General features: G+C 63.4%; 2 protein-coding genes. One reads left to right on the top strand and one right to left on the bottom strand.

The window, feature by feature from the left end; translation table 11 throughout:
• Positions 1 to 1,113: hypothetical protein (locus ACYVEA_RS34320; RefSeq protein WP_461117888.1), on the bottom strand; the 1,113-nt coding region annotated here is incomplete at its 3' end.
• 528 nt (positions 1,114 to 1,641) lie between these two features.
• Between ACYVEA_RS34320 and ACYVEA_RS34315 the strand changes: the two genes are divergently transcribed.
• Positions 1,642 to 2,481 (top strand): gliding motility-associated C-terminal domain-containing protein, encoded by an 840-nt coding sequence (locus ACYVEA_RS34315; RefSeq protein WP_461117889.1) that lies wholly within the window; start codon positions 1,642 to 1,644, stop codon positions 2,479 to 2,481.
• Positions 2,482 to 2,484 lie beyond the last annotated feature (3 nt).

Below are 2,484 nucleotides of genomic sequence, written 5' to 3'. Positions count from 1 at the left end.
TTCGTCTCGACGACGATTCTGATCAATGCCAACCTGGGCTTGAACTCTACCCCCGTCATGCTCAACCCACCCCTGGACTCCGGACGCGTCAACCAGAAGTTCTGCCACAACCCGGCCGCCTTCGATGTGGATGGCGACAGCCTGGCCTTCCGACTCAGCGTTCCAAAACAAGCTACTACGTCGACAGGTTGCGACGGTCGAGCAATTGCGGTGTATCAGGACCCCACCCGCTTCAGCACCGCCAGCGAAACCGGGGGTACCCCCACCTTCTCCATCAACCCCGCCACCGGTGAACTCTGCTGGGACGCCCCCGGCCAGGAAGGCCAGTACAACTTCGCCTTCATCATCGAAGAGTGGCGAAACGGCGTGCTCATCGGGGAAATCACCCGCGATATGCAAATTGTGGTGGTTGACAACCTCAACAAACGCCCCCTGTTGACCCCCATCCCGGACCTGTGCGTGGAGGCCGGCACCCTGATCAACCAGCCCGTCACGGCCACCGATCCCGATGGCCAGCGGGTCATCATCACCGGCTTCGGGGGCGTCTTCAACGTGGGCCAGGATGGCGCCCCCCTGGCACCCGGCGAGTTGATCCAGCCCGCCTACGCCCGGCTGCTCAACGCAGGACTGGCTCAGGCTCAGCCCGCCACGGCCACCTTCAGCTGGCAGACCAACTGCAACCAGCTCCGGGAGGCTCCCTACGATGTGACCTTCAAGGTCAGCGATGTGCCTCCCAAACCCACCCCTGCGCTGGTCTCCTTCCAGACCTTCCGGATTCGGCTGGTGGGTCCCTCGGTGAAGAACCTGACGGCCCGGGCCACGGCCACGGCCAACGGGCGGGCCATCCAGCTCAGCTGGGACGCTTACAGCTGTGGGGCGGCAGGCACCACCCTGAGCATCTACCGCAAGGAAGGCTGTGCTCCCATCGAATCCCAGACCTGTGTAACGGGGGCTCCGGCGGGTTACACCAAGATCGGGGAGGTGCCCAGCACAGCCACTACGTACACCGATACGTCCAGCCTGAGACGAGGAGTGAGTTATTCCTACCGGCTGGTGGCGGTGTATCCGGACCGGAATGGGGGCTTCAATGGGGGCGAGAGCATTGCCTCCCAACAGGCCTGCGTCGAGCTGGCCTTGCTGGCCCCCGTCATCACCCAGGTTACGGTTGATTCTACCGGCCCCGATGGCCCCCGCAATCCTCGCATTACCGTCAAGTGGACACGACCTTTAGGGCTCAACCCCGGTGACCTGCCCGGCCCTTATCAGTACCGGCTCCAGCGGGCGGATGGGCTGGGGGGCACTAACTTCACGCCCATTGCCACCATCAACACCACCCTATCGGCTACGGCCCCCGACACGATCTACGTCGACCGGGGCAGCTCCACCAGCGCCCTCAACACGGTGGCCAATGCCTACCGGTACCGGCTGGAGTTCTACTACACCCTCAACGGGGTGCTTACCCGGCTGGACGTGACCGACCCGGCCTCCTCCGTGCGGCTGGGGGCAGCCCCGGCCAACCGCCAGATCGTTCTAACCTGGCAGGCCAACGTCCCCTGGAGCAATGACGGGCAGAAACACGACATCTACCGCAGCCGCAGTGGCCCCGGTGGCCCCTTCAACAAGATCCGGGAGGTGCAGGTGATGACACCCACCTACAGCTTTACCGATGATGGATCGGATACGTTCCTGGCCGATGGCAATACCAGTCGGGCTCTCTCGGTTGACAGTAGCTACTGCTACCGGGTCATGACCACGGGTATCTACACCGACCCTCAGCTGGCTCGACTGGGGCCGCTGACCAACTACAGTCAGGTGCTCTGTGCCAGCCCCGCTGACACGACCCGCCCCTGTCCCCCCACCCTGCGGCTGGACTCGCTGAGCTGCGCCAGTCTGACCCCCGAGAGCTTCTGCAACACCACCAGCTTTACCAACAAACTCAACTGGAGCCCCACCACTGGACCCACCTGCGATAGCAAGATTGCTGCCTACAAGCTCTACTACGCCCGCTACGCCCAGGACACGCTGGCCTTGCTCACCAGCCTGGCCGCCCCCACCACCTCCTTCGAGCACACCAGCCTGAGTACGGTGGCGGGTTGTTACTACGTGACGGCTGTCAGTCAGCGGGGGCTGGAGAGTAAGCCTTCCAACACGGTCTGCAATGAGGCCTGCCCCTCGCTGGTGCTGCCCAATGTGTTCACCCCCAACGGGGATGGCAAGAACGATGCGTTTGTGCCCCTGAAGTGCCCGCGGTTTGTGGAGCGGATCGAGTTTGTGGTCTACACCCGGTGGGGGGCCAAGGTCTATGAGAGTAGTGGGGCGAGTCTGGCCTGGGATGGGCGGAGCAACGAGGGGGCGGATATGCCCACGGGCTTGTACTACTACCAGGCCACGGTGCACTATGCCCTGCTGGATCGGAACGCCCCCCCGCAGGTCCTGAAGGGCTGGGTTCAGATCCTCAGAGAGTCGGTATCCCTCAGATAAGTA

The sequence above is a fragment of the Spirosoma jeollabukense genome (genome assembly GCF_054777855.1).
Note: the sequence above shows the minus strand (reverse complement) of the source record. Positions and strands in the feature narration are given on the sequence as shown.